This is a genomic window from Candidatus Macondimonas diazotrophica (genome assembly GCF_004684205.1).
Taxonomy (GTDB): Bacteria; Pseudomonadota; Gammaproteobacteria; order UBA5335; family UBA5335; genus Macondimonas; species Macondimonas diazotrophica.
The window spans coordinates 23,757-44,554 of record NZ_SRIO01000002.1; the positions used below are offsets into that span (position 1 = coordinate 23,757).

21 protein-coding genes are annotated in these 20,798 nt (G+C 60.1%); 18 read left to right on the forward strand and 3 right to left on the reverse strand.

Annotated features, from left to right (window positions below):
- Nucleotide 1: 1 nt before the first annotated feature.
- The 8 genes from bioF (at nt 2) to E4680_RS01705 (ending at nt 7,576) form a co-directional block, all read left to right on the forward strand.
- Nucleotides 2-1,156 carry an 8-amino-7-oxononanoate synthase gene (gene bioF, locus E4680_RS01670; RefSeq protein ID WP_135280829.1) on the forward strand — a complete coding sequence of 385 codons (1,155 nt, stop codon included), beginning with the start codon at nt 2-4 and terminating at the stop codon, nt 1,154-1,156.
- Between the two features lie 19 nt (nt 1,157-1,175).
- A complete protein-coding gene (locus E4680_RS01675) occupies nt 1,176-2,093 on the forward strand; it encodes a methyltransferase domain-containing protein (RefSeq protein ID WP_135280651.1) in 918 nt (305 codons plus the stop codon).
- A complete protein-coding gene (gene bioD, locus E4680_RS01680) occupies nt 2,093-2,773 on the forward strand; it encodes a dethiobiotin synthase (protein WP_240696075.1) in 681 nt (226 codons plus the stop codon). The genes E4680_RS01675 and bioD overlap by 1 nt, the downstream gene beginning before the upstream one ends.
- A gap of 142 nt (nt 2,774-2,915) precedes the next feature.
- The gene (locus E4680_RS01685; protein WP_135280652.1) at nt 2,916-3,389 is read left to right on the forward strand and encodes a DUF2244 domain-containing protein; all 474 of its coding nucleotides are present in this window, start codon (nt 2,916-2,918) and stop codon (nt 3,387-3,389) included.
- Between the two features lie 44 nt (nt 3,390-3,433).
- Nucleotides 3,434-4,294 carry a cytochrome c oxidase subunit II gene (coxB, locus tag E4680_RS01690; RefSeq protein WP_240696076.1) on the forward strand — a complete coding sequence of 287 codons (861 nt, stop codon included), beginning with the start codon at nt 3,434-3,436 and terminating at the stop codon, nt 4,292-4,294.
- A 22-nt stretch (nt 4,295-4,316) separates the two neighbouring features.
- Nucleotides 4,317-5,897, forward strand: a complete 1,581-nt coding sequence (gene ctaD / locus E4680_RS01695) for a cytochrome c oxidase subunit I (RefSeq protein WP_135280653.1) — start codon at nt 4,317-4,319, stop codon at nt 5,895-5,897.
- Between the two features lie 148 nt (nt 5,898-6,045).
- On the forward strand, nt 6,046-6,621 hold the full coding sequence (locus tag E4680_RS01700; protein ID WP_135280654.1) for a cytochrome c oxidase assembly protein: 576 nt from the start codon (nt 6,046-6,048) through the stop codon (nt 6,619-6,621).
- A gap of 79 nt (nt 6,622-6,700) precedes the next feature.
- Complete coding sequence (locus E4680_RS01705; protein WP_135280832.1) at nt 6,701-7,576, forward strand: cytochrome c oxidase subunit 3; 876 nt, start codon at nt 6,701-6,703, stop codon at nt 7,574-7,576.
- Between the two features lie 52 nt (nt 7,577-7,628).
- On the opposite strand, the gene E4680_RS01710 is transcribed toward E4680_RS01705, so the two are convergent.
- On the reverse strand, nt 7,629-7,844 hold the full coding sequence (locus tag E4680_RS01710; protein ID WP_135280655.1) for a twin transmembrane helix small protein: 216 nt from the start codon (nt 7,842-7,844) through the stop codon (nt 7,629-7,631).
- A gap of 179 nt (nt 7,845-8,023) precedes the next feature.
- Here E4680_RS01710 and E4680_RS01715 point away from each other — a divergent pair, with 179 nt between their 5' ends.
- Genes E4680_RS01715 through cyoE form a run of 4 tightly spaced genes read left to right on the forward strand, consistent with a single transcriptional unit; the run spans nt 8,024 to nt 11,288 of the window.
- Complete coding sequence (locus E4680_RS01715; protein ID WP_240696090.1) at nt 8,024-8,728, forward strand: SURF1 family protein; 705 nt, start codon at nt 8,024-8,026, stop codon at nt 8,726-8,728.
- 16 nt (nt 8,729-8,744) lie between these two features.
- Nucleotides 8,745-9,371 (forward strand): SCO family protein, encoded by a 627-nt coding sequence (locus tag E4680_RS01720; RefSeq protein WP_135280657.1) that lies wholly within the window; start codon nt 8,745-8,747, stop codon nt 9,369-9,371.
- Between the two features lie 5 nt (nt 9,372-9,376).
- Nucleotides 9,377-10,399: a COX15/CtaA family protein gene (locus E4680_RS01725; RefSeq protein WP_135280658.1), complete on the forward strand. Its 1,023-nt coding sequence runs from the start codon at nt 9,377-9,379 to the stop codon at nt 10,397-10,399.
- Nucleotides 10,395-11,288 carry a heme o synthase gene (cyoE, locus tag E4680_RS01730; protein ID WP_205688720.1) on the forward strand — a complete coding sequence of 298 codons (894 nt, stop codon included), beginning with the start codon at nt 10,395-10,397 and terminating at the stop codon, nt 11,286-11,288. The genes E4680_RS01725 and cyoE overlap by 5 nt, the downstream gene beginning before the upstream one ends.
- Nucleotides 11,289-11,308: 20 nt before the next feature.
- On the opposite strand, the gene rpoH is transcribed toward cyoE, so the two are convergent.
- Complete coding sequence (gene rpoH, locus E4680_RS01735) at nt 11,309-12,187, reverse strand: RNA polymerase sigma factor RpoH (RefSeq protein WP_205688705.1); 879 nt, start codon at nt 12,185-12,187, stop codon at nt 11,309-11,311.
- A 269-nt stretch (nt 12,188-12,456) separates the two neighbouring features.
- Here rpoH and E4680_RS01740 point away from each other — a divergent pair, with 269 nt between their 5' ends.
- The 3 genes from E4680_RS01740 to E4680_RS01750 all read left to right on the forward strand — a co-directional run bounded on the left by E4680_RS01740 (nt 12,457) and on the right by E4680_RS01750 (nt 15,047).
- The gene (locus E4680_RS01740; RefSeq protein ID WP_167792327.1) at nt 12,457-13,689 is read left to right on the forward strand and encodes a fatty acid desaturase; all 1,233 of its coding nucleotides are present in this window, start codon (nt 12,457-12,459) and stop codon (nt 13,687-13,689) included.
- Nucleotides 13,690-14,091: 402 nt separating this feature from the next.
- On the forward strand, nt 14,092-14,562 hold the full coding sequence (locus tag E4680_RS01745; protein WP_240696077.1) for a L,D-transpeptidase family protein: 471 nt from the start codon (nt 14,092-14,094) through the stop codon (nt 14,560-14,562).
- A 197-nt stretch (nt 14,563-14,759) separates the two neighbouring features.
- On the forward strand, nt 14,760-15,047 hold the full coding sequence (locus tag E4680_RS01750) for an Lpp/OprI family alanine-zipper lipoprotein (RefSeq protein WP_135280661.1): 288 nt from the start codon (nt 14,760-14,762) through the stop codon (nt 15,045-15,047).
- A 150-nt stretch (nt 15,048-15,197) separates the two neighbouring features.
- Here the strand turns inward: E4680_RS01750 and E4680_RS01755 are convergent, their stop codons facing one another.
- Entirely contained in the window at nt 15,198-16,241 is a 1,044-nt protein-coding gene (locus tag E4680_RS01755) for a L,D-transpeptidase family protein (protein ID WP_205688706.1), read from the reverse strand.
- Nucleotides 16,242-16,639: 398 nt separating this feature from the next.
- Here E4680_RS01755 and leuS point away from each other — a divergent pair, with 398 nt between their 5' ends.
- The 3 genes from leuS to holA are packed head-to-tail and all read left to right on the forward strand — an operon-like array spanning nt 16,640 to nt 20,797.
- Nucleotides 16,640-19,252, forward strand: coding sequence for a leucine--tRNA ligase (gene leuS / locus E4680_RS01760; protein WP_135280662.1), 2,613 nt, complete (start codon nt 16,640-16,642; stop codon nt 19,250-19,252).
- Entirely contained in the window at nt 19,239-19,787 is a 549-nt protein-coding gene (locus tag E4680_RS01765; protein WP_135280663.1) for an LPS-assembly lipoprotein LptE, read from the forward strand. Before leuS ends, E4680_RS01765 begins: the two co-directional genes overlap by 14 nt.
- A complete protein-coding gene (gene holA / locus E4680_RS01770) occupies nt 19,784-20,797 on the forward strand; it encodes a DNA polymerase III subunit delta (RefSeq protein ID WP_135280664.1) in 1,014 nt (337 codons plus the stop codon). The genes E4680_RS01765 and holA overlap by 4 nt, the downstream gene beginning before the upstream one ends.
- The last annotated feature ends 1 nt before the right edge of the window (nt 20,798 follow it).

The following is a 20,798-nucleotide window of genomic DNA, read 5'->3' on the forward strand; positions in this document are numbered from 1 at the left end:
CATGCAACGCTGGGAGCAGGCGCTGGCCGAGCGCCATGCCCGGGGCCTCTATCGCCAGCCGCGTGCGCTCGAGCAGCGTCAAGGGGTGAATGCGCGTCTTGAAGGGCGCGACTGCCTGGTGTTCTGCAGTAACGACTATCTGGGGCTGGCCGACCATCCCGAGGTGGCGGCAGCCCTGGCGCGGGCGGCAACGACGCAGGGCACGGGCAGCGGAGCAGCGCATCTGATCAGCGGCCACCATCCAGAGCACGATGCGTTGGAGCGGGAGCTGGCCGAGGCCGTAGGGCGGCCGCGAGCGCTGCTGTTCTCCACCGGCTACATGGCCAATATGGGCGTTATCAATGCCCTTACCGAGCCGGGCGATGTCATCTTTGAGGACGCCCTGAACCATGCCTCCCTGCTGGACGGCGGTTGGCTGTCGCGGGGGCGGATGCAGCGCTACGCCCACGGCGATGTCGCCGCGCTTGATGCGGCAATGGCCGAGGCGTCGGGACCCGCGCTCATCGTGACCGACGCGGTCTTCAGCATGGACGGCGATCTCGCCCCCCTGGCGGCGTTGTCTGAGCTGTCCGCGCGTCGCCAAGCGCTGTTGGTTGTGGATGATGCGCATGGTTTCGGTGTGTTGGGCGACGGGGCGGGTACGGTCGCGCATTTCGGCCTGTCGGCCGCCGAGGTGCCGGTCTATATCGGTACGCTCGGCAAGGCACTCGGTACCTTCGGAGCCTTCGTCGCCGGCAGCGAAACGCTGATCGACTACCTGGTGCAGCGCGCGCGGACGTATATTTATACGACTGCGCCGCCGCCGGCCTTGGCTGCAGCGACGCGGTCGGCGTTGGCCGTGGCGCGGCGCGAAACCTGGCGGCGCGCTCATCTCGCTGAACTGGTGGCGCGTTTTCGCACCGGCGCGGAACGGCTGGGATTGCCGCTCATGGCCTCTGCGACGCCGATCCAGCCGCTGCTGGTCGGCGATGCAGCGCGCGCCATGACACTGGGGGCGCGCCTTCTGGAGGCCGGTTATTGGGTGACGCCCATCCGGCCGCCAACGGTTCCGGCAGGGACGGCGCGCCTGCGTATCACGCTCTGTGCAACGCACACCCCCGCGCAGGTCGATGGTCTGCTCGAGGCGCTGAGCCGCTGTTGGGACGAGGGTGAATGACGACCAACGAGATTGCCGTATGACCGACCGTCCGGTGGACTGGACGCTGGCGCCGCATCGACTGGATGATCGCGCAGTGCGACACCGCTACGCGCGTGCGGGGAAAGGATTGGCACACAGCGTCCTGCTGACCGAAGCGCGCAGTCGCCTGCTGGAGCGGCTTGATTACATGCGGCTGGCGCCGCGCTGGGTGGTTGATCTGGGCAGTGCCTCGGGCGCCGGTGCCCGTGCCCTGGCGCGGCGCTATCCCCATGCACGCGTCGTCGCCGTAGATGTCAGTCGGTCGCGCCTGGCGCAGGTTGCGCCGATGCGCCGCATGCGGCTTCCATTCTGGAAAAGGCCGCCGCATGGCGTTCAGGCCGATGTGCCCAGCATGCCGCTGACCAGTGACAGCGTCGATCTGGTGTTCTCCAATCTGATGCTCTGCGCACTCACCGACCCGGAACCCGTGTTTGCCGAAGTGGCGCGTATTCTGCGACCCGGGGGTCTGTTCCTGTTCACGACCCTGGGGCCGGATACCTTCCAGGAATTTCGCCGTGCGTGGGCTGCAGTGGATGACGAGCCGCATGTCCATCCATTCCTGGACATGCACGACGTCGGCGATGCGCTGGTCCGGGCACGGCTGGCCGATCCGGTGATGGACGTGGAACGGCTGACCTTCACCTATCCCGACTTTCCAGCCTTGTTCGGTGATCTGCGCCAGGCCGGATGGGGGAACTCGCTCATTGCGCGGCACCGGGGACTGACCGGAAGGCGGCGTTTCGAATCCATGCAACGGCACTATCTCGCACAATGCCCGAATGAATCGCTGGAACTCAGCATGGAACTGGTCTACGGGCATGCCTGGGCGCCGGATCGGTCCGCTTCGACACCCCGGGACCACGAGGTGTCGGTGCCGCTGTCGAGCCTGCGTCGCAACCCCAGGACACGGATCTGATGATGACAAACGGCTGGTTCGTTACGGGAACGGATACGGAGATCGGCAAGACGCATGTCTCGAGCGGTCTGTTGCGCCTGTTCGCGTCGCAAGGCCTGAAGGTGGCCGGGTTCAAGCCGGTGGCAACGGGCTGCGCCCTTACGCCTTGCGGACTGCGCAACGATGATGCGCTGGCCCTAATGCGGGCCAGCACGGTCGATGTGCCCTATGATCTCGTCAATCCCTGCGCGTTCGTGCCACCCATCGCACCGCACCTGGCTGCCGAGGCGGCGGGGGTCGAAATCTGTCCTGATCGGATCTTGGGCGCATTCAGCACGTTGGCCGATCGAGCCGATCTGGTGGTGGCCGAAGGCGCCGGCGGATGGCGGGTGCCACTCGGTGACGATTGGGAAATGGCGGATCTTGCCAGGCGGCTCGGTATGCCCGTGATCCTGGTGGTTGGCATGCGGTTGGGCTGTCTGAACCATGCGCTGCTATCTGCACAGGCTATCGGTGGCCAGCTGTGTGGCTGGGTTGCCAATCACCTCGAGCGCGATATGGCGGCTGGAGCGGGCAATCTGGCCACACTGCAGGCGCGCATGCCGGTGCCGTGTCTGGGTGTCATTCCATACGACGGACCTGCCGAGGCCCACCTGAATCCGGTGCTGCTCCAGTCCACGCTGGGCGGACGCAGTGGGTAAGGTTGCGCGATAGACAAGCCAAACGGCTTGCGGGTGTGATCTTGATCAAGTACGATCTCCCGGCTTTTTAGCCCTTCTCTGTGCCACCGGATGATGCGGCCAGCAGGGCGTATGCTGACCGTTTCGACGACGGGAGGTGCCGATGGACTCCCCCAGTGCGCCTTTGGCGGAACAGCCATTTTGCTGTGTCATCGCTCCGGATGGCTCCCTGACGCCCAGAACTGCTTGGGTATTTGGCTTGCTCGCTTGTGCCCCGTTGGTGATCGGGGCCGTATGGGCTGGGATGATGGGGCTTTGGCCTATTCTTCCCTTTGCCGGGCTTGAAAGTCTTGCGGTCATTCTGACTCTGCGGCATTGTCTGCGCCGTAATGCGTACCGGCAGGTGGTGCGGATCGAGTCGGGACGCATCCGGGTTGAATCCGGCCGTCGAGGCCCAGAGCAGGTTGCCGTTTTCGAACAAGTATGGGCACGCATTCGTCTGGACGCCGCAGCAGAGCCTTCCCGGCTGTGGTTGGTCAGCCGGGGTGAACGGCTCGAACTGGGCCGTGGCCTGAGTGAATTCGAACGGCGGCGGTTGGCGAAACGATTGAAAGAAGTGGTGAGGCCGGGATTGTGATGGCAACGAATCCCGTAAACCAAGGCTTGAGGAGTGCGAGTGGCATGATAGGTGAGCGGATGCGCAGCAAAGCGATGTCGGTGGTTCTGGCGGCCACGACGACTTTAGTGGGAATCGGGAGTGCGCATGCCGAAATGCGATACAACATGCCCGAAGGTGTCACCGAGATCAGCCGCGGCGTGCATGATCTGCATATGGCGATGTTCTGGATCTGTGTGGCGATCGGTGCACTGGTCTTCTCCGCAATGCTCTATTCGATCATTCGGCACCGCAAATCCTCTGGCGCCGAGCCTGCCCACTTTCATGAAAACACCGCGATCGAATTGATCTGGACGATCATCCCGTTTGCCATTCTGGTCGTGATGACGATTCCGGCCGCTGGCATGTTGATCAAGATGGACGACACCAGCTCGCCTGACATGACCATCAAGATTACCGGGTATCAGTGGAAGTGGCACTACGACTACCTCGATGAGAACGTGTCGTTCTATAGCGCGCTGGCTCAGGATAGCAATGCGGCCCGCCAGCTGGGTGCACAGATCGATCTGGAGTCGGTCGATCATTACCTGCTTAACGTGGATCATCCGGTCGTCGTCCCGATTGGCCAAAAGATTCGCTTCCTGATCACCTCAAACGATGTCATTCATGCGTGGTGGGTTCCCGAACTGGCCGTGAAGAAAGATGCTGTTCCCGGCTTCATCAACGAATTCTGGACGCAAATCGATGTGCCCGGTGTGTACCGTGGACAGTGCGCCGAACTATGCGGGCGCGATCATGGCTTCATGCCCGTTGTCGTCGAGGCGAAGACGCCTGAAGACTATGCGGCTTGGCTCGAGGCGCAGCGCGCCGAGAATCCGCAGCAGACCGCGATGAATGCCGAATCAACCATCGTCGCTGCCCGATGAACGGATTGGTGGGAGAAAAGAGATGACTGACCATGCTGTTGTGCACGATGACCATGACCACGGCCCCGATCCGCGATTTTTCCGGCGCTGGCTGACAACGACCAATCACAAGGACCTGGGGGCGCTCTACCTCTGGATATCACTGCTCATGTTCCTGGTCGGCGGCGTTATGGCGCTGGTGATTCGTGCCGAACTGTTTCAGCCAGGCATGCAGCTGGTGCGTCCCGAGTTCTTCAATCAGATGACCACCATGCATGCCTTGGTGATGATCTTCGGTGGCGTGATGCCGGCGTTCGTTGGGCTTTCGAATTGGCTGCTGCCCGTCATGATCGGTGCGCCGGATATGGCGCTGCCGCGTATCAACAATTGGGGATTCTGGATTCTCCCATTCGCCTTCACCCTCTTGATCGCCACGCTGTTCATGCCCGGTGGCGCGCCCGCGGGTGGATGGACCATGTATCCGCCGCTGGTGTTGCAGACCGGTCCGGCTTTCCCTTTCCTGATATTCGCGGTCCACTTGCTCGGGATTTCCTCGATCATGGGCGCGATTAACGTGATTGCGACCATCCTGAATCTGCGCGCGCCGGGCATGACCCTGATGAAAATGCCGCTGTTCGCTTGGTCGTGGCTGATCACCGCCTTCCTGATCATCGCTGTGATGCCCGTGTTGGCCGGTGCGGTGACCATGCTATTAACCGATCGGTATTTCGGGACCAGCTTCTTCAACGCGGCTGGCGGTGGTGACCCCGTCCTGTTCCAGCACGTGTTCTGGTTCTTCGGTCATCCGGAAGTGTATATCTTGATCCTTCCGGCGTTCGGTGTGGTTTCCCACATCATCCCGACCTTTTCGCGCAAGCCCCTGTTCGGTCACGCGTCTATGGTCTATGCCATGGCCGCCATTGCGTTTTTGTCGTTCATCGTCTGGGCGCATCATATGTTCACGGTCGGTCTGCCGTTGGCGGGCATGCTGTTTTTCATGTTCGCAACGATGGTGATCGCTGTTCCCACCGGCGTGAAGGTGTTCAACTGGACTGCCACCATGTGGCGCGGTTCGTTGACGTTTGAAACGCCCATGCTGTTTGCCCTTGGGTTCGTCTTCATGTTCACGATCGGCGGGTTCTCCGGGCTGATGCTCGCGATGGCACCGGTCGACTTTCAGTATCACGATACCTATTTCGTCGTCGCGCATTTCCACTATGTTCTGGTGCCAGGCGCCGTCTACTCGATCATGGCCGCCGTGTATTTCTGGCTCCCCAAGTGGACGGGGCACATGTATGACGAACGTCTGGGGAAACTTCATTTCTGGTTGTCCACGATTGGCGTGAACCTGACCTTCTTCCCCATGCATTTCTCGGGACTGGCGGGCATGCCCCGTCGAATTCCGGACTATGCGCTGCAGTTCACGACCTTCAACCAGATCTCGACCGTCGGGGCGTTCCTGTTCGGTTTCTCACAGCTGTTGTTCGTGTACATTGTCATCAAATGTGTCCGCGGCGGCGAAAAGGCAACCGATCAGGTCTGGGAAGGTGCCGAGGGGCTCGAATGGACGCTCTCGTCGCCGCCGCCGTATCACAGCTTCACGGTTCCCCCCGTGATTCGTTGATGGCGGGGGATTAGGCAGTTGTCTTCGGCATCGCGAGACACACAGCGGGCAGCCATTCGCCGTACGGTACGGTGGCTGCTTTTGCTCGCAGGCATCGTGTATGTGGCATTTTTCATTGCCATGAGTCTGCGTTAAAGCGGAGGATGCCATGGACGAAAACCAGCATCTCAGGAGCCGCGCCTCGCATCGATCGGTGCTGACGCAGGCCGCTTTGGTGTGCGTTGTGATGTTCGGGTTTGGCTTTGCAATCGTTCCGCTGTATCGCGTGTTCTGCGATCTGACCGGGATCAACGGACGCATGGCGGTCGTTGCCAGTGAAGAGGTTGAGGCGCCTGATCTGTCGCGCACCGTGACGATCCAGTTCGTTGCGAACCGAAATCAAGACCTTCCCTGGGCATTCAAACCGGATACGGACAGTCTGAAGGTTCATCCTGGCGCGATCGAGACCGTCACTTACTACGCACAGAATCTGCGTGAGAGCCCCATGATCGGCAGGGCGGTTCCCAGTGTCGCGCCGGGGGAAGCAGCCAAGTACCTGCGCAAGATCGAGTGCTTCTGTTTTACGGAGCAAAAGTTCGAGGGTGGGGAGACACGGCACATGCCTGTTCGCTTTTATGTCGATCCCAAGCTGCCCGCGGATATTGATACGTTGACGCTTTCCTATACATTTTTTGACGCAGCTCCCCAGGCAGATCTCGTTGCCGGGAGGCCGGCAGGATCATGATTTCATGACTGCACCTCCTGTCAGGGAGGTGGCGTCGAAGTGTGAAAAACCATTCAGGCATTACCAGAGGATTCCTTTAATGGCGCACGCAAGCCACGACAAAGAAGTCTACTTCGTTCCCGAACCGAGCTACTGGCCCATTGTGGGTTCCATCGGCTTGTTCTTGCTCGTGGGCGGGGTTTCGGTCGGCCTGAACAATATTTCCTGGGGATATTACGCATCCCTGTTGGGGCTGGCGATATTTGTCGTCATGTTGTTTGGGTGGTTCGGCGCGGTGATTCGCGAAAGTCTCGCGGATATGTACAACGCACAGGTGGACCGCACATTCCGCTGGGCGATGGCTTGGTTCATTTTTTCGGAAGTGATGTTTTTCGCAGCGTTCTTTGGCGCACTTTTCTACGCACGCATGCTGGCTATTCAGTGGCTGTCGGGGGCGGGCGCAGAATCGATGACACATTTGCTGCTCTGGCCGAATTTCGAAGCGACATGGCCGACCAATGGCCCGGATGCGCTTGGGGGGCAATTCTCGACGGTCGGAGCATGGGGATTACCAGCGATCAACACGGCTATCCTCCTGACGAGCAGCTGGACCGTTACGCTGGCCCATCACGCCGTGCGTGCAGGGCACCAGGCGCGTACGAGTTTGTGGCTGGCCATTACCGTCGCCCTGGGCATCGGATTCTTGGTGCTTCAGGCCGAAGAATATGTCCATGCCTATGAGCATCTGAATCTCACGCTGGAATCCGGCATTTACGGATCGACGTTCTACATGCTGACGGGCTTCCATGGCGCTCATGTGACCTTGGGCACGATCATGCTGACGGTGATGTTATTTCGATCACTAAAGGGACATTTCCGTCCCGAGCGTCATTTTGCCTTCGAGGCAACAGCGTGGTATTGGCACTTCGTTGATGTGGTGTGGCTGGGCCTGTTCATCTTTGTTTATATTCTCTGATGCCCGGTCATGAGCCGGAATGCGGTGGATGCGCATTCCGGCTTTTCTTCGGTCAACGTGTTGGATAAAGGCCATGAGGTTGGATGACTCCGGTGGCAATTCCGATCAGGATAAGAACGAACAGTGCGATTGACAGCCCAATCCGCCACGTCAGTGCCTGAACCGTGCGTCCTTCCCCTTTTTCGTCTTTGAGCAGGAAATAGAGACCGGAGCCGAGACTGTAGAGAATGCCGAGAAAGATGACGACGATAATTGTTTTGACAAGCATGGTTTAGCACGACCTGAATGGTATGGCAGGGGTATGAGAAGGTGGCCGGTTTTGACAAGCGGCGAAAGCAGGGCAAGGGGGCTTTCGGCTCGATATAAAGACGCATTTTATGGCGGCAGCTGCGGATTGTCGCCAGGGTCTATTGCCATGGATGTCCCGAACCGGGAGTTTTCTTGAGCGTGCTCAGGCGGCTGGTGATTGTCATTGGCTGGCTCGCGGTGTTCAGTCTCTTGGTCGGTCTTGCGTTCTGGCAGTTTCAGCGTGGCCAGGAAAAGAGCCGGCTTTTGGAAGCGTATGGCGCGGCTCAGGCTCATTCCGGGGCGCTTGAGGTCAACGCCGATGCGGCCCGTTCGGTTTCGGCTTCAGGTGTTGCGTTCATCAAGGCGTGTTTCACCGGCCGGTATGAACAGGATCGGCAATTCCTTCTGGATGGCCAGATCCATGATGGGATAGCGGGCTTTGATGTATGGACGCCGCTGAAGCCGGCGGACGGGGATCCTGTTATCGTGAATCGCGGTTGGGTGGCTCAGGATGCCAATCGGGCACCGGCGGGCTCCTTGCGTGTTCCCGAGAATGACCGTGAAGTGTGCGGCATGCTGGTGAGATTCCCCCGCTCCGGTTGGTCTTTTCGAGCGTCGGTCGAGCCTCATGGGTGGCCGAAAGTTGTGGTATACCCGGACCCGGCCGAACTTGAACAAGCGCTGGGTTCGCGCGTCTATCCTTTGTTACTTCAGCTGGATTCCCATGAGCCTGACGGTTTCGAGCGCAACTGGCGGCCGGTGGTGATGCCTCCTGAACGGCATTATGGGTACGCCTTTCAGTGGGCTTCTTTGGCGCTGACCTGGGTGGTTATCAGCGTGGTGTTCTGGCGCCGACATAGATGAGCGTAATGACATTGATATGATGAACGAGACTGTGGGTACACGCGGTCAATGGCGTGGGCGTTTGCTTCTGCTGCTGTTGGCCTCGCTGTTTTTCGGCCCATTGTTGTTGGCGTCGGTCTGGTATGCCAACGCCGATCGTTGGCCGTTGCCGGATCAGCACGCGAATCACGGCGAACTGATCCGCCCGGTTCAGACACTTTCGGATATTTCGCTAAAGGATCTGGATGGAGTATCGTTGCCGACCGACATCCTGCGCGGCCGTTGGTCCTTGATCTATCCGGGATTGGCGACATGCGACGCGGGTTGCCAGGAGTTCCTTTATCAGATTCGGCAGGTGCGAACAGCGCTGGGGAAGCACACGGATCGAGTTCAGCGAATTTATCTGCTGCCGTCGGCCCCGACGGATCCGAGCGACGTGCAGGCGCTCCATGAGTTGCACCCGGATCTCATCGTAGCCGTACTGGCCTCGCCTGATGCGGCGCGCCGGTTTTCTTCGTCTGCTCCGGGAGCGCCGTGGCCCGGTACACAACTGTACGTGGTCGATCCCTTGGGTAACCTGATGATGCGCTATGGCATCGATGCGGATCCCAAGGGGATCTTGGCGGATTTGGAGCGACTGTTGCGCCTTTCCCAAATCGGATGAATGAGATGCGTTATTCCTGGTTTTTTCGTCTGGCGGCGCTGGCGACCGCATTGACCTTGATATTGGTGGTCCTGGGGAGTTACGTGCGTTTGTCCGAGGCCGGCCTGGGCTGTCCGGACTGGCCGGGGTGTTATGGGCACTGGAAGGTGCCGGCGGAAGCACAGGCAGATGCTGCGAATGCGGCCTATCCGCATCGTCAGCTCGAGACCGCCAAGGCTTGGAAGGAGATGGCGCATCGTTACGTGGCCGGGGCCTTGGGCCTGCTGGTGCTGGCATTGGCGCTGCTTGCCTGGCGGCGACGCCGTGAGCCCGGGCAGCTGGTGATGTTGCCCATCCTTCTGCTGGGGTTGATTATCTTTCAGTCCTTGTTGGGCATGTGGACGGTCACCTTGCTGCTCAAACCCCTCATCGTCATGGGGCATCTGCTCGGGGGGATGTCGACATTGGCGTTGTTGGCATGGATCACCTTGAGGACTGGGGCATTGGGCGTCCAGGGCGCGAAGCCTGTCCGCGGCCTGTGGCGCTGGGCGGCTATCGGCGCGCTGGCGGTGCTCACGACCCAGATTGCATTGGGGGGTTGGACCAGCAGCAATTATGCGGCATTGGCCTGTCCCGATTTTCCGACCTGCCACGGCCAATGGTGGCCGGCTGCTGACTTCAATGAGGGATTCATTCTCTGGCGGGGCATCGGGATCGACTATGAAGGCGGTGTGCTCGACAACTATGGTCGGGTGGCGATTCATCTCGCGCATCGAGTTGGTGCAGTGACGACGTTTGTTGTGTTGGGCAGTTTCGCGCTCCTGCTGATTCTAGGGCCCCCACGGCCGATCTTGCGCCCGGCAGGCATGGCACTGTTAGCCGCATTACTGCTGCAGGTCGGTTTGGGAATTGCCACGGTGGTCGGTCACCTGCCGTTGCCGGTAGCAGCCGCCCATAACGGCGGGGCAGCGGTGCTGTTGCTCACCTTGGTCACGGTGATCCATCTGTTGATGGGCGACCGTGAGGTGAGCACGCGTCATGCGTATTGATTCATCATCGGTGGCTCAGGTGTCGCAATCGTCCTATCGGGCCTATCTTGATTTGACCAAGCCGCGAGTGGTCGCCCTGCTCGTATTCACTGCTGTGGTCGGGATGTTCCTGGCCACGCCGGTGGGTATTCCCTGGCATGCATTGTTTTTTGGCTCTCTGGGCATTTGGCTGGCAGCCTCCTGTGCCGCAGTGATCAATCATGTGCTGGATCGCCAGGCCGATGCCCGCATGGCCCGCACGCACCGCCGCCCTCTGCCGACCGGATCGGTTGGTGTCCGTCAGAGCTTGATCTTCGCGGCGATCCTCGGGGCGTTGTCGATGGTGATCCTGTTGGTCTGGGTGAACGTCTTGACGGCGATTCTGACCTTGGCGTCATTGGTCGGCTATGCGGTCGTTTATACAGCCTATCTGAAGCGAGCGACGCCGCAAAACATCGTGATTGGTGGCGCTGCGGGCGCGGCGCCCCCCGTCCTGGGTTGGGTGGCCGTTACGGGAACCCTCGATCCGCATGCCCTGTTGCTGTTCCTGATCGTTTTTGTCTGGACGCCGCCACATTTTTGGGCTCTGGCCATTCACCGGGTCGAGGAGTATGCCCGCGTCGACATTCCGATGCTGCCTGTGACCCATGGCGTCGCGTTTACGCGGGTACAGATTCTGCTTTATACCGTGCTGTTGGTCGTCGTCAGCTTGCTTCCCTACATTACCCGCATGAGCGGTCCCGTTTATCTGGTCGGGGCCGGAATCCTCGGCGCGGGATTCATCGCCTATGCTGTGGCGCTCCTGATTTCCCCGCGTTCGGATCTGCCGATGCGGACATTCGGCTACTCGATCACCTATCTCATGGCGCTGTTCGCGTTGCTACTCGTGGATCACTACTTGCCCCATTAATGGGGACACAGGGCTGCTTGTCAGTAGGGGTCATGGTCCAGCGTAGCGCGAAGTCGGCGTAGAGCGGTCATCTCGATTTGGCGGATGCGTTCAGCCGAGACGCCGTGGAGATCTGCCAGTTCGTGAAGTGTGGCCTTGGGCTCTCGAACCCAGCGTCGATACAGGATGTCGCGGCTTCGTGTGTCGAGCTTTTCCAGTGCTGTATGCAGCTGCGCGTGAGTGGCGCGTGTCCAATCCTCGCGCTCGACGATGTCCGCCGGATCGACCTCTTGGGGTGCCGAGAGGAAATGAATCGGGGCGGCACCGGCATGGCGATCATCGGCATCCCCAATCGGATCGAGACCGACGTCCTGCCCACTGAGACGGGCTTCCATTTCCAGCACGGTTTCCGTGGGAACACCGAGTTCCTGGGCGACCGCCTCTGCCTCCTCATGGTTGAACCAGCCCAGTCGCTGCTTTGCACTGCGCAGATGGAAGAACAGTTTCCGCTGCGCTTTGGTGGTGGCGACTTTGACGATGCGCCAGTTGCGCAGGATGTATTCGTGAATCTCCGCCTTGATCCAGTGGACCGCGAAGGATACCAGGCGTACGCCAATGTCGGGATCGAAGCGTTTGACGGCCTTCATCAGGCCGATATTTCCTTCCTGAATCAGATCCGGCATCGGCAGCCCATAGCCGCGATAGCCACGGGCGATATGGGCCACGAAACGCAGATTTCCGAGCACCAGCTGGCGAGCCGCTTCGAGATCCTGATCCCGGTGCCAGCGCAGGGCCAGATCCCGCTCAGCTTCGGCGCTAAGAAGCGGGACACGACTAATGCGGGCGAGATAGGCGTCCAGGCTGTCGGACACGGCCGGGAGCTCGCGAGTCAATGGCATCAGAGCAGTCTGTGCAGTCATGGATATCCCTCTTTCCGCAGGCAACGTCACTGCTATTTTGGCACTCGATGACTAAGAGTGCCAAACTGCGGACGAAGTTCCGGGTTCAATAGCCTCTCTTTTCAAGCTATATTTGGAGGCTGCGATCACGCACCATTCATCGGAATTGCCTTGAACGATCGAGGACGATTGACTAGCATTGCCAAGTCAATAATAGATTAATTTTGTATTGATATTTTTGGGTATGGCATTGGCGGATGCTATTCTCTTATGGATTGGAGGGTAATGCCATGGGACTGACGGCGCGTTTGACAAGTTCATTTCACTATCTGAAGTTTTTCTTCCCCTTGTTTCTGGTCTCCCTGTCTCTGTACTCCCTTGTTCACGGGCTCACGCCAGGCTGGCATTTGCTTTGGGTCATTGGCGGTCTGGTTCTCCTCGAATTCGCGTTGGGCGAAACTGAATACAACCACGACTATCAGCGACCCGCGGTTTTCGTGGCCATGATGTATGCGTATATCCTGCTGACTCTGATGTTGTATCTCGTATTCCTGTGGGTCCTGGCGTTCCATTTCCGCGGCACTGACCTCCTCGGTCTGGCGGATGCCGTCTATGCCCTGACGCATACGGACATGACCGAAGCACATCAAGGCAACAGCGTCGCCAGCCTGTTGTTCTACACCCTCATGGTGGGAACCGTTGGCGGTGCCGGAGCGATTGGTCTTGGTCACGAGCTCAGTCACCGGACTCGGGAGCCCTTGGCGACATTCATCGCTCGAGTAGCCGGCATTCCCGCCGCATTCACCTATTACGCGATCGAGCACGGACCGGGTCACCACATCACGGTGGCCACTGATGATGATTCCAGTACCGCGCTGCGTGGGGAATCGCTGTACCGGTATTTCCTACGCACCATGCCCCGTGACTATCGCATGGCGTGGGATATCGAAACGGATCGCATGCGGCGGCTTGGGCTGAGTAAGTTTTCATGGAAAAACCGACTATTGCACGGCTGGGCTGCAGAAGCCGCGTTGTTCCTGGCTGTGACGTGGGTATCCGGCTTCATGGGCCTGCTGTTCTTCTCGCTGGCTGCTTTGTGGACGCACTTTGCCTACAAGCTCGCCACTTATGGACAGCACTACGGCATTACGCGCGTTCCGGGTTCGGAAGTTAAGCCGCATCACGCATGGGACTGCGCCAACCGGTTTGATTTCTGGCTATTGGCCGGAGGATCCCGTCATACCCATCACCATCTGGATGGTTCGGTGGAATTCTGGAATCTCGAAAATATTCCCAATGCCCCCAGGCTGCGATTCGGCTATTTAGTGACGATTCTTGCAGGCACCATTCCCCCCCTGTGGTACAAGCTTTCGACGCCCCAGCTCATCGAATGGGATGAGAAGTGGGCCACGCCAGAGGAGCGGGAATTGGCTGATCGAGCGAATGCGAAAAGCGGCATTCCGGCCTTGGAGGCCAGATCGCGTCAGGACGATGCTGCGATCCTTTATCCGGAATCGGCTTGAGTCTTCATCCATACCGGTGTATTCCCCTTCACCGCAGTGCTTTGCGGTGAGGGGGCTCGCGGTGTCCGTGATCTCTCCCCTGATTCTGGAATTGTGCAGTCGCAGTCCGCGCGTTTTGCGCTACCCACGTTGATCGCCCTGCCTTCGCTCGCTGTGCGCAGTCAAAACGGAGCGCAGGGGATCGGTCATCTCGGCTGCTGCTCGCCGTACCCAATCGATTATGGAGCGCCCATCGTGGCGGGCTCCATGGTCTGGCTGCGCCGCATCACTTAGAATCGATGCCAGAAATCTCACGGGTGATGGGTGATGCGGGTCAAATTCTGGGTGTTGGTCTGTCTGGTGTCTCTGGTGTCCATGACATGGACTGGATCGGTATGCGCTGATCAACCGCGAGCACGGTGGGTGTTGATCGATACACAGACGCATGCGCTGTCGGTCATGCACGATCAGGAGCCTGTCTGGACATTCAATGCGATCGCTCTAGGCCGGGGCGGGGTGACGCCATCCAAGGTCACCCGGGATCACAAAACACCGCTTGGCGAATTCCGCATCACCGAGGTCCGCAAAAGCGATCGCTTTCACATCTTCATCGGGCTGAGTTACCCGAACCCCGTCCATGCCAAAGCCGCGCACGAGGCTGGGCAGATCAGTGACGACGAGTTTTGGGCGGTGCAGTACGCAACATTCCAAGGAATCCTGCCGCCTCAGAACACGCGTTTGGGTGGGCATATCGGCATCCATGGCGTCGGGCGTGGTGATCTGCGCATTCATCAACAATTCGATTGGACCCAAGGCTGTATCGCTCTGACCAATGAGCAAATTGAGCAACTTCAAAATCTGGTCCGGGTGGGCGATCGTGTCGTGATCCAGTAAGCCCGTGGCTTGTCTGAACTCGATCAAGAAACACACGTTGAACGCTTGAAAAACCGTGGTGAAAGCCCGACACTGTGCACGCGCTGGGCGACGGATTGACGGTCGCCGTCGGCGACGGACTTGGGGGTTTCCCAAATGTTCGATGCGCGTAATCCTGTTTTCATGAACCCGTTTGGATTTATTCAGGAGAATTTTTTATGCTGGCGAAGAAAGTTGCAGCTCCCTTGATCGTGGCCGTGGCGCTGGGTGGTGGTCTGGTTGGCTGCTCGAGCACTAAAGAAAAAGAAGCGATGAATGCCAAGTTGGACAGCATCGCTGCAGATGCGCAGGCTGCCGCTGCCGCTGCTGAATCCGCCAAGCGCGACGCTGCTGCTGCGGCCCGTTCTGCTGCGGAAGCCAAGGCCATGGCTGCTGATGCCAAGAGCACGGCTGAAGCCACCGATGAGAAGCTGAACCGGATGTTCAAGAAGTCCATGTATAAGTAAGTGCTGCGCATCTTCCCGATACGGAAGATCTGAAGCCTTCAAGAACCGCCGGCAAGCCCGGCGGTTTTTTTATGGATTTTTCCGGCACCGCGTCCAGATGAGAAGTCGGACGCGGGTTTCAATGATGGGGTGTGGGTTCGTCAGTCGAGTTCAGTCTTGATGTGCAAGCGTTGTATCTCCGCGGGCTTGCGGAGCTGGTGTCACTTGCTGCGCCGGGCCCGATGTGTTTTCGATGGAGATGACCCTCGGCACGCCGTCTGGAAAGCCGGCCATGTCCCGAACCAAGGCCCAACTGATGCGAACCGGCTGGTTACCGACTGTCGACAGAATGGCTTGCATCGCCATTTCATAGAGGCGGTCTGCATTGGCGTTGGTTTCTTCCAGGGGCTCATGAACTTCCAAGTAAAGGGCACCGTCCAGCCATCCCACCTTCACCGGGTCATTGAGAATCTCGACCGAGGTTCCGACATCGACCCACTTGAACAGCTGCGCGACATCCTCGGGGTACATGCGGACACAACCATGTGTTACCCGCATTCCAATGCCCCAGGGATTGTTCGTGCCATGGATCAGATAGCCGCTGAAGCCCAGGCGCATGGCATGCTGACCTAAAGGATTGTCGGGTCCAGGCGGGACGATATCGGGCAGGATGTCGCCCCGCTCGGCATGTTCCTTCTTGATCGAAGCAGGTGGGTACCAAGCCGGATCTTTGTCCTTGCGCACCACGCGGGTCATGCCGAGAGGGGTATTCCAATCCATTCGACCGATGCTGACCGGGTAGGTGATGACCTGGCGCCCCAAGGCTTTCGAAGCGGGCGGGAAATAATAGAGTCGCATCTCCGGAACATTGAGGATGATGCCTTCGCGCGGTCCGCGTGGCAGGATGAACTGCGTCGGCAGCAGGACGGGGGTACCGGCCCCGGGCAGCCATTTGTCGACCTGTGGATTGGCTTGGATGATTTCGTCATGGCCGAGACTGAAGCGTCGGGCAATGTCCAGTAGTGTGTCTTCATGCTGGGCGGGATACTGAAGCAGTTGCCCGACGACCGCGTTCTGTGGGGCCGGGAGCGGATAGCTGCGATATTCCGCCATGGCAAACCCGTTCAGCATCAAGCCGATCACGCCCAGAAGCCTGACCGACCAGCGTAGCTTCCCGGATCGGGTGGCATGCCCGTGGAAACGTAAATGATTCATGCGCGCACCCGAGAGATGGAAGAGCGATGAGGGGCGGCAGAAGACGGAAAACAGGTTTTCAATGTTGGCTCCAATGGAATACGGGTCGGATGAGTCCATGAAAACGCGTCGCGCCCGGCTGCTCCGGTCGCCGGTTGAGCTGATGGGGGCACGGCTTGCGCGCTCGCTCAAGGAATCCCAAGCCTCGAAAATACGGTCTCTTTTGGCGTTCTCCGGCTGCTTGCCCCACTTTGCATCCATGGTCTTGCATCGGCCGCAGGGCGAGCGTGGCCGCGCTGGTATGCGCATCGGTTCAAACGCTTCATTGTATCCCAGGATGAATCTGCTTTGGTTGAGGGGGTTCCAGTCCTTGGGCTATTCTCCAATGTTGATCTGAATATCCACGAGTCGGAGCACTAATGGCGGATTATCAGCCGCAAGAATTGGAAGCGCGCGTCCAGGACGTCTGGGCGGCCGGCGGGGCATTTCGGGTTCGTGAAGAGCCTGGCAGAGCGGCATTCTATTGCCTCGCGATGTTTCCCTATCCTTCCGGACGGCTGCACATGGGGCATGTGCGCAACTACACCATCGGGGATGTCATTGCCCGATTCCAACGCATGCGCGGCAGGAACGTGCTGCAACCGATGGGATGGGATGCGTTTGGCCTGCCGGCGGAAAACGCCGCAATCAAGAACGGCTTGCCGCCCGCGCGGTGGACGCGCGAGAACATCACGCAGATGCGGCATCAACTGGCGCGGCTGGGCTTTGCCTATGACTGGGAACGCGAGATTGCGACCTGCGATCCGGCGTATTACCGCTGGGAACAGTGGCTGTTCATCAAGCTCTTCAAAAAGGGTGTGATCTATAAGAAATCGGGCGTGGTGAACTGGGATCCGGTGGATCAGACCGTACTGGCCAACGAACAGGTGATCGATGGGCGCGGCTGGCGTTCGGGCGCGCTCGTCGAAAAGCGCGAAATTCCCATGTACTACTTCGCGATCACGAAGTATGCCGAGGAACTTCTCAGCGATCTCGATCAACTTGAAGCCTGGCCTGAGCAGGTGCGCACCATGCAGCGCAACTGGATCGGCAAGAGTTTCGGCGCGGATATCGTGTTCGACTACGACGAAGCCAGCATCGGCGAGAGCGGTCAGCTTTGCGTCTATTCCACCCGTCCCGATACCTTGATGGGCGCGGCCTATGTCGCGGTGGCTGCCGAACACCCGTTGGCGACCCGCGCCGCTCAGCAGAACCCCGAGCTCGCGGCCTTCATCGCCGAATGCAAAGCCGGTTCGGTGGCCGAGGCCGACATGGCCACGGCAGAAAAGAGAGGCATGCCGACCGGCCAGTTCGTCGTCCATCCGCTCACCGGGAACCGCCTGCCCGTGTTCGTCGCCAACTATGTATTGTGGGGCTACGGCGAAGGCGCCGTGATGGCCGTGCCAGCGCACGACGAACGAGATTTCGAGTTCGCCCGAACTTACGCGTTGCCGATTATCCAGGTCTACCAGCCGGCCGACACAGACAACGATTTCAGTTCGAGCGTGTGGAAGGAATGGTATGCAGCGAAGGAAGGCTTGGTGACGTGTAACTCAGGTCCTTATGATGGCAAGACCTTTCAGCAAGCCTTTGATGCCATCGTTGCCGACCTGGAGCGCACACAGCACGGCGCTCGCAAGACCCAATTCCGCCTGCGTGACTGGGGGATCTCGCGCCAGCGTTACTGGGGTTGTCCAATCCCCATCATCCACTGCGCGAACTGTGGTGACGTGCCGGTGCCGGAAGCGGATCTCCCCGTGGTGCTGCCGGAGAATGTGGTGCCGGACGGTGCAGGAAACCCGCTCGCAAGAATGCCTGCGTTCCACGCGTGCACGTGCCCGCAATGCGGTGCCGACGCGCGGCGTGAAACGGATACCATGGACACCTTCGTGGAATCGTCTTGGTACTACGCCCGTTACGCCTCGCCACAGTCGGCCAGCGCCATGGTCGAGCCCGATGCGGCACGCTACTGGCTGCCGGTGGATCAGTATGTGGGTGGCATCGAGCACGCCATCCTGCACCTGCTCTATGCGCGCTTTTTCCACAAGCTGATGCGCGACGAGGGCTTGGTCTCGGGCGACGAGCCGTTCACCCGCCTGCTCACGCAGGGCATGGTCGTGGCCGACACTTTCTACCGTCAGCAGCCCGACGGAAAGAAGGACTGGATCAATCCGGCCGATGTTGATGTCCAGCGCGACGATAAGGGCCGCATGGTTGCCGCGACGCTCAAGGCCGATGGCCAGCTGGTCGAGATCGGCGGCATGGAGAAGATGTCCAAGTCCAAGAACAACGGCGTCGATCCGCAGGGGCTGATCGATCGGTATGGTGCCGATACCATTCGTCTCTTTATCCTCTTCGCCGCGCCGCCCGATCAGAGCTTGGAGTGGTCGGATGCCGGCGTGGAAGGCGCGTCGCGTTTTCTCAAGCGCTTGTGGCGTCTGGTAATGGCCGAGGCCGAACTGCCCGCCCCAGGCGCAGTCGAACCTGCGGCGCTGAATGAAGCCCAGCGCGACCTGCGCCGCCAGGCGCACCAGATGATTGCGAAAGTGGGCGACGACATCGGCCGGCGGCAGACCTTCAATACGGCCATCGCCGCGGTCATGGAGCTGAGTAATGCCTTGGGTCGCTGGACCGACGACAGCCCGGCGGGGCGTGCCGTTGCGCGGGAGGCCATGCTGCTGTCGGTGTGTGCGCTCGCACCGATGGTGCCCCATATCGCGCAGGGTCTGTGGGAAGCGCTGGGTCAGCCCGGTCTGGTAATGGACGCGGTCTGGCCCGAAGCCGATCCAGCAGCACTGGAGCGCGACGAGTTGGAGATCGTGGTGCAGGTCAATGGCAAACGTCGTGGTCAGATCCGGGTGCCGGTGGATGCCGATCGTGAAACGGTCGGGCAAGTCGCCTTGGCCGAACCGAATGTGCAGCGTTTTCTGGAAGGTGCTGAGGTGCGCAAGTTGATCGTAGTGCCCGGGAAGTTGGTCAATGTGGTCGTCTGACCCGGTGCGGGGGCGTTTGCGCAGGGTCGTGCGGTGGAGCGAGTTGATCCTGATGGGCGCTGCTGCGCTGCTGGCGTTGACGGCTTGCGGCTGGCAGCTGCAAGGGACGTTCCGCGTGCCGGCTGGATTCAGTCCGGTCTATGTTCAGGACAGTGGCAGCGGTTCCCGATTGGGTTACGAACTGCGCGACCAGTTGCGATTCGCCGGCGTGGTTCAGGCTGATACCGCCCGTCAGGCGAAGACGGTGATCGTGGTCCGGCGGGACCGCATCGAGCGACAGCTTCTGGCGGTCGACCGCACCGGGAAGGGGCGCGATTATGCGGTCATCATGCGAGCGGAATACGATGTATTGCACGACGGAAAACCTCTTCAGCCGACGCGGACGGTGCAGCGCCGCCGCGACTATCTGACGAGCGAAGCCGAAGGCGACCCCTTGACTGACGAGCAACGCGCGCTTGAGATCACCGATGCGCTACGCCGCGAGGTGGCTCGCGAGATCCTGCGTCAGCTGTCGATCCAGGCGGAAAACGCTTGAAACTGTCTCCGGAAAAACTCTCAGCCGCTCTGGAGCAGGCTATGGCGCCGATTTATCTGGTGGGCGGCGATGAGCCCTTGCTGGTGGAAGAAGCGGCCGATACGGTTCGTGCCGCTGCGCGCCAAGCCGGATTCAATGAGCGTCGAGTGATGTTCGCCGAGCCCGGATTCGACTGGTCGGCCTTGGCGAGTGAATTGGCTTCGGGTTCCCTGTTTGGGGATCGTCGCTTGGTCGAACTGCGTGTTCCCGGCGGTAAGCCCGGTGAGATCGGGGCCCGATACCTGCAGACCTATGCCACCGACCCCGCACCCGATGTCGTACTCTTGGTGCTGTGCGGCATGCTGGATGCCTCGGCCCGAGGCAGCAAGTGGTATCAGGCGCTGGAACGGGCCGGAGTCGCGGTTCAGGTCTGGCCGGTGAGTGCCACCGAATTGCCGACCTGGATTCGGAGCCGCCTGGGCCGGCTTCGGCTGCGCATCGAACCCGAGGCCTTGGATCTGTTGGTCGACCGAACCGAGGGTAACCTGCTCGCAACGCATCAGGCATTGGCCCAGGTGGCCCTTCTGGCGGGGGGCGATCAGGTCGACGAGGCAACGGTGCTGGCGACCGTGGGACATCAGGCGCGATTTGACGTGCAGACATTGGCCGAGGCGGCGGTGGCCGGGAATGCACTGCGTGCCCGTCGTATCCTGTTCGGCTTGCGCGAGGAAGGGCTGGAAGCGCCCTTGTTGCTGTGGGCACTGATGCGCGAGTTGCGGTTGCTCGCTGGCTTGAGTAAGGATGGCGCATTGCCGGGCGGCTTGCCGCCGCAGCGTCGCCGTGCCCTGGAACAGGCGCGGCGACGGGCGCCACGCGATCACTGGCGGCAGCTGCTGGTCGGCGGCGTGCGCCTCGATCTGCTCGCAAAGGGACTGATTCCCGGCGCATTGTGGACAGAATTGGTAGACTGGACGCATAGCATCGCCCGGCCTTACCGCCCCGAGAGGCTGGAAGCCGCAGCAGGACAGTGAT